The organism is Corynebacterium sp. HMSC14H10 (assembly GCF_001807105.1).
In the GTDB taxonomy this organism is placed as follows: Bacteria; Actinomycetota; Actinomycetes; order Mycobacteriales; family Mycobacteriaceae; genus Corynebacterium; species Corynebacterium jeikeium_D.
Genome location: NZ_KV787443.1, coordinates 188587 through 194736, shown reverse-complemented (window position 1 = coordinate 194736; position 6150 = coordinate 188587). Strand labels below are relative to the sequence as shown.

The following is a 6150-nucleotide window of genomic DNA, read 5'->3' as shown; positions in this document are numbered from 1 at the left end:
GCGGACACACTTTTTGTCACTTAACCCGATAAGTCAGGCAGACAAAAAGACCCGCACCTTATCGGTGCGGGTCTGCGTTGTGCGCCCGAAGGGATTCGAACCCCTAACCTTCTGATCCGTAGTCAGATGCTCTATCCGTTGAGCTACGGGCGCATTTTGTTGTTATTCAGCGACTCTGGGGTAATTCCCTCGGCCCCTGCAACGAATAGATACTTTACTCATCCTGCTAAGTTTTACAAAACCGCCTGTTCAAGCAACCTTTTCGGCACTTATTCAAGTACATATTCGTTGCACATTAACAACAGGTTTCGTAGCGGTTACCCCGGCCTATCCGAACAGGACCGACCGAGGTACCCCTGACCGAGGTAACGGAGAAACCGAGGAACTACTCGCCGCGGACCCAGCGGACAGCGTTGCCAAAGATGTCCTGCTCACCAATACCCGGAATGTTGCGCATCAAGCCCTCACGGAAACGCTCCGGGTGGCCCATCTTGCCCAGAATCCTGCCGTCAGCACTGACAATGCCCTCAATGGCGTAGGAAGAACCGTTCGGGTTGGCTGGCGCTGTCATCGTCGGCACGCCCTCGGCATCGCCGTCGGCATCGACGTACTGGAAAGCGACCTGACCGGCCTCGAACAGGCGGCGAGCCTCGTCCTCGGAAACCACGAAACGGCCCTCACCGTGAGAAACCGGCATGAGGTGGGTCTGACCTGGCTCGAAACCGCGCAGCCACGGGGAATTCACGGTCGCGACGCGAGTGGTGGCGATGCGGGACACGTGGCGCAGCTGGCGGTTGTGGGCCAGGGTCGGCGAGTCCTCGCGGAGCTGCGCAGGGTCGCCGTACGGCAGGAAGCCGGACTTGACCAGCGCCTGGAAACCGTTACAAATACCGAGCACAAGACCGTTATCGGATACGAACTCCTTGACGGCGGCTGCGACATCGTCGGAACGCAGGAACGCGGCGATGAACTTGGCGGACCCGTCCGGCTCATCACCCAGGGAGAAGCCACCGGAGAATGCCAGGATGTCGGAGTCCTGAAGCTTCTCGATGAACGCCTTCGTGTCCTCCGCCAGCATTGCCGGGGTCAGGTTGCGGATTACGTGGAACTCGTAGGTAGCGCCAGCAGCGACGAATGCCTCGGCCATGTCGTACTCGGAGTTGGTACCCGGGAAGACCGGCAGCAACACGTGGACATCCTTCTTGCCCGGGCTCTGCAGGTCGGTCTTGGTCTCGTTGACCTGGTTAGCGAACTCCGGCAGGGCCTCGCCCTCGTAGTCATTGAGCGGGAAGACCTCACGGTAACCGGACTCCATTGCCTCCAGAGCCTCGGCGACAGTGAAGGACTCCTCACCGAAGCGCAGCGTGCCCGACTCGTCGGTAGCACCGATCTTCACAGCACTTTCAACAGTCTGACCAGCCGGAACAGCCACAACAATGGAACCCAGTGGAGCCTCCGGGAGGGATGCCTCCAGGCCCACGCCATTGCCCACAGCCATGTTGACCAGGGTCGCAGCCAGATCCGCATTGGTAACAGCCGAGGCCGCAGCCGGACGCAGCTCGCGCACAGCGGCAAACAGTTCGTTGAGCTGCTCGTAGTTCGGCTCCCCGGACTCGAGTGGCTTGTGCGCAAACAGGTAGAGGTCGAAGTTACCTGCCGGGATTGCAGCAGAGACAGCGTCGGTCTCGTCCATCGCGGCAACTGCGAAGGTCACCAGGGTCGCCGGCACGTGCAAGTCCTCGCCGTAGGTGCCGGACATGGAGTCCTTACCGCCAATAGCCGCAACCTGGAAGCCATCCTGAGCCTCCAGCAGGCCAAGCAGAGCCTGCGCGACCTCGCCCCACCGCTGCGGATCCTGGTCCAGGCGCTGGAAGTACTCCTGCACACTCAGCCAGGCACCGCGCGGATTGCCACCGGCCGCCGCGAGCTTAGCCAGTGCCTCCACGACGGAGTAGGCACCCATGAGGTACGGGGACTCGTCGGCAAGCGATGGCGAATAACCCCAGGTCATGACGGACGCGGTGCTCGTGCCGCCATCGACCGGCAGCGTCTGGATCGACGCCTGCTCGTCGGTCTTCTGCGTCGCACCGCCGTACGGCATGAGCACGGTGGAGCGGCCGACGGTCGAGTCGAACTGCTCGATCATGCCCTCCTGGGAGCCCGCCGTCGCCGCACGCAGCGACTCCAGCACGCTCGCCGGTGCCTGCTTTACGACGCCGCCCTCCGCAGCAACCATTTCGACGTTCTGGGCGCGGTCGGCGCCGTTGGTGTCGATGAACTCACGGGAGAGGTCGAAGACAACCTCGTCGCCCATGAACATGCGCAGTCGACCGGTATCGGTGATGTCGGCCAGCGCGACGGCCTCGATGTTCTCTTCAGCAGCGGCGGCGATGATGAAGTCGGCGTCCTCCGGGCGCACGACCAGCGCCATGCGCTCCTGGGACTCGGAAATCGCGATTTCGCGGGCATTCAGACCGGCGTACTTCAGCGGCACGCGCTCGAGGTGAATGTCGATGGAGTCAGCCAGCTCACCGACCGCGACGGATACGCCACCAGCGCCGAAGTCATTACAGCGGACAATCTTTGTGGCGACGTCCTCGCGGCGGAACAGGCGCTGAATCTTGCGCTCGTTGACCGGGTTACCCTTCTGCACCTCGGCACCGGAGCGGCCCAGCGAGTCCTCATCGTGAGCCTTCGACGAGCCGGTCGCACCGCCGACGCCGTCACGGCCGGTGCGGCCACCGAGCATAATCACCACATCGCCCGGCGCAGGTTCGAGGCGCTTGACGTTGTCTGCCGGGGCAGCGGCGACGACGGCACCGAGTTCCATTCGCTTAGCGACGTATCCCGGGTGGACCAGCTCGCGCACACCAGTGGTGGCCAGACCGATCTGGTTGCCGTAGGAGGAGTAGCCGGCTGCGGCGCGGGAGGAAATATCGCGCTGCGGCAGCTTGCCCTCGAGGGTCTGCTCGCGCGGAGTGTTGATGTCACCTGCGCCGGATAGACGCATGGCCTGGTAGACCCACGAGCGACCCGACAGCGGGTCGCGGATTGCGCCACCGAGACAGGTGGAGGCACCACCGAATGGCTCGATTTCGGTCGGGTGGTTGTGGGTCTCGTTCTTGAACATGAGGAGCCACTTGCGGTCATCGCCCTCGACGTCGACGTAGACGGAGCAGGCGTTGATTTCTTCGGAGACTTCCTGGTCATCCATGACACCCGTGCGACGCAGTTCGCGGCCCATGATGGTGCCCATGTCCATCAAGGAGCGTGGCTTGTGCGTGCGACCGTTGAGCTCACGCAGCTCGTCGTAGCGACGCAGCGCGCGGTCGAGCTGTGCGGCAAAGCGCGGCTCGTTGTTCTCGATGGAGGTCAGCTCGGTGTTGAAGGTGGTGTGGCGGCAGTGGTCCGACCAGTAGGTATCCAGCGCGGACAGCTCTACCTCGGTCGGGGTGCGGCCCTCGGAGCGGAAGTAATCCTGGATGGTCTTCAGGTCGGCCAGCGACATGGCCATGCCGTCGGCTGCGAGCAGCTCGGCCAGGCCTTCGTCATCCAGCTCGGTGAAGCCCGGGTACTCCTTCAGCGGCTCAATCTCGCCCATGCTCGGACGGCGCAGGAAGCTCAGGTTCTTCTCCCCCGATTCGACCGGGTTGATGAGGAAGGAGCGCACGGCGTCATTCACCGGAGCATCGAAAACATACAGCGTTGCCGAGGTGATCTGCGCCTGCGTTTCCGGGCGGAGCAGGCGCAGGGCCTGCTCGGCGGCATCGGCACGCTGGTCGTACTGGCCAGGAAGCGGCTCGACAGCAAGGTAGTTCCCCAGCTCGGCGGGGGCCGGGAGCTCGACCAGCTCGTCGACACGCGAATCAGCAACTACCGACTCACGCAGCGCGACAAGATCCTCCTCCGTCGCATCGAAAGCATCGTAGAGATAGTAGATTGCCACCTCGCCGTCCTGGCCGATCGAGGACAGCAGCGTAGCTTCCTCATTGCGGAACTCGGGCTTACGGCGAACGGCTAGACGGGCGTCCATCAAGGCTCCTATCGAAATACGGGGAGGGCAACCGGGGTCTAAGTCTATTGCAACTGTTCAGGATAGGAAAATGTCCCCCGGTGCGCGAGGCGGCGCGGGGCGGCGCGGGGCGGAAGCGTCGCGGGGCGGAGGCCCCGATTGACCAAGTACAAGGCCAGGCTAATCGGATTCAGCCGGGCAAAGGCTGCGCGGGGGTGTTGGAGGTACGGCCGTGGCTGCTCAAGGAGGTGGCGAGTCGGGCGGCAGGTCCGGGTTGGTGCCTGTTGCTGCGCGTTGCTACCTGTTGCTGCGCGTTGCTGAAGCAAGGGAGCTGGTTCGTTGTCTTATCGATGCATAGTTCACCCATCGATTCGCTATAGCCTGGCCACAAGTGAACAACGCATCGACAAGTGCACACGTAGCACCCACAGCGCGCGCATAAGTGGCGCAAAACCATCGACAGGCCACGAGAAACCATCGATAAGTGACCGAACCCTGGCCACAAGTGAAGGACCGCGCTGCCCCGCCCCGCAATGCCCCGGCTCGCGCTGCACTGCCAGGTAATAAAAACAAAAAGACCCGCACCTACAAGGTGCGGGTCTACATTGTGCGCCCGAAGGGATTCGAACCCCTAACCTTCTGATCCGTAGTCAGATGCTCTATCCGTTGAGCTACGGGCGCGTGTGGCGGAGGCGAGAGGATTCGAACCTCCGGCCCGTCGCAAGACAGGCAACTCCTTAGCAGGGAGCCCCATTCGGCCACTCTGGCACGCCTCCAAAACCACTGGCATCGATCCCGCTTCAGCAAAGCTGTTCGCCATTGCGTGGACGAGACCAAATAACCGCAGCCAATCCTACAGAACACAAGAATTGAAAAGCAAAACACCCGCGAAGCCACCAAATACGGCGCCACAAATAGCGACCACACCTTGGGATTTTGCGGGGATTCTGTACTGCCCAATCCGGGCCATGTTCTACAGTTAGGCCTATGACCAACGATGCATCTTCAGTTCAGCCCAAAACCCGTGCCGACCTCGAGCAGGTTCCGGCCTATGTCCCGGGCAAGGCTGTGCCCGGCGCGCTGAAGATCGCGTCCAATGAAATGACCCAACCGCCACTGCCCTCGGTGGTGGAGGCCATCTCACAGACCATCGCTGACCCAACCACCAGCCCGAACCGCTACCCGGACATGGGCGCGGTTGACCTGCGCATTAAGCTCGGCGAGCACCTGGGTCTGCCCATGGAGCAGGTCGCGGTCGGCTGCGGCTCCTCCGCTCTGTGCCTGCAGCTCGTGCAGGCCACCTGTGAGGATGGGGATGAGGTCGTGTTCCCGTGGCGCAGCTTCGAGGCCTACCCCATTCTCGCTCGCGTCGCCGGGGCTACTCCGGTGCCGGTGCCGCTGGATGCGCAGGGTCGCAATGATCTTTCGGCAATGGCTGCCGCTATCACCGGCCGCACACGCCTGGTTTTCGTCTGTAATCCCAATAACCCGACGGGCACGACCATCACTCTCGCGGCTTTCGCGGAGTTTATGGCGCAGGTTCCGGGCGATGTTGTGGTCGCTCTCGACGAGGCGTACATCGAGCTGGTGGACGAGGCCACTCATGCCGCTACCCCGTTGGCGCATGAGCTGCTGGATACCTACCCCAACCTGGTCGGTTTGCGCACATTCTCCAAGGTCTACGGTTTGGCCGGGCTCCGCGTGGGCTACATGTTCGGCCCGGAGAAGCTTGTGGAGGCCGTGAATAAGGTCGCTATCCCCTTCTCCATAAACACTCTCGCGCAGATTGCCGCGCTCACCTCGCTCGACGCACAGGAAGAGCTCACCGCCCGCATTGCTGAGGTCCGCGCACAGCGCGTCGCCGTCACCGAGGCCATCAACGCCGCCACCGGCCGCGAGACGGTGCTGCCGAATTCGCAGGCCAACTTCATTTGGATTGACGAGGGTCGGATTGCGGATCTCTCTTTGCTTGACGACGTCTCGGTGGCCACCACCACGGATCTCGGTGACTTCCTGGCGCAGCGCAACATTCTCATCCGCTGCTTTGCCGGCGAAGGTGCTCGTATCACCATCACTACTGAGGAAGAGACCTCGCAGTTGCTGGCTGCGCTAGGAATTGAGCGCTAACAGCTATCGCT

2 protein-coding genes and 3 tRNA genes are annotated in these 6150 nt (G+C 62.4%); 1 reads left to right on the top strand and 4 read right to left on the bottom strand.

Annotation, left to right across the window (positions count from 1 at the left end):
- Positions 1-80 precede the first annotated feature (80 nt).
- The 4 genes from HMPREF3135_RS09415 to HMPREF3135_RS09395 all read right to left on the bottom strand — a co-directional run bounded on the left by HMPREF3135_RS09415 (position 81) and on the right by HMPREF3135_RS09395 (position 4788).
- Positions 81-153: transfer RNA gene (locus HMPREF3135_RS09415), tRNA-Arg, on the bottom strand.
- Positions 154-385: 232 nt separating this feature from the next.
- A complete protein-coding gene (locus HMPREF3135_RS09410) occupies positions 386-4033 on the bottom strand; it encodes a phosphoribosylformylglycinamidine synthase (RefSeq protein ID WP_070439335.1) in 3648 nt (1215 codons plus the stop codon).
- A 587-nt stretch (positions 4034-4620) separates the two neighbouring features.
- Positions 4621-4693: transfer RNA gene (locus tag HMPREF3135_RS09400), tRNA-Arg, on the bottom strand.
- A 3-nt stretch (positions 4694-4696) separates the two neighbouring features.
- A tRNA-Ser gene (locus HMPREF3135_RS09395) sits at positions 4697-4788 on the bottom strand.
- A gap of 211 nt (positions 4789-4999) precedes the next feature.
- Between HMPREF3135_RS09395 and HMPREF3135_RS09390 the strand changes: the two genes are divergently transcribed.
- Positions 5000-6139: a histidinol-phosphate transaminase gene (locus HMPREF3135_RS09390; protein ID WP_070439329.1), complete on the top strand. Its 1140-nt coding sequence runs from the start codon at positions 5000-5002 to the stop codon at positions 6137-6139.
- Positions 6140-6150 lie beyond the last annotated feature (11 nt).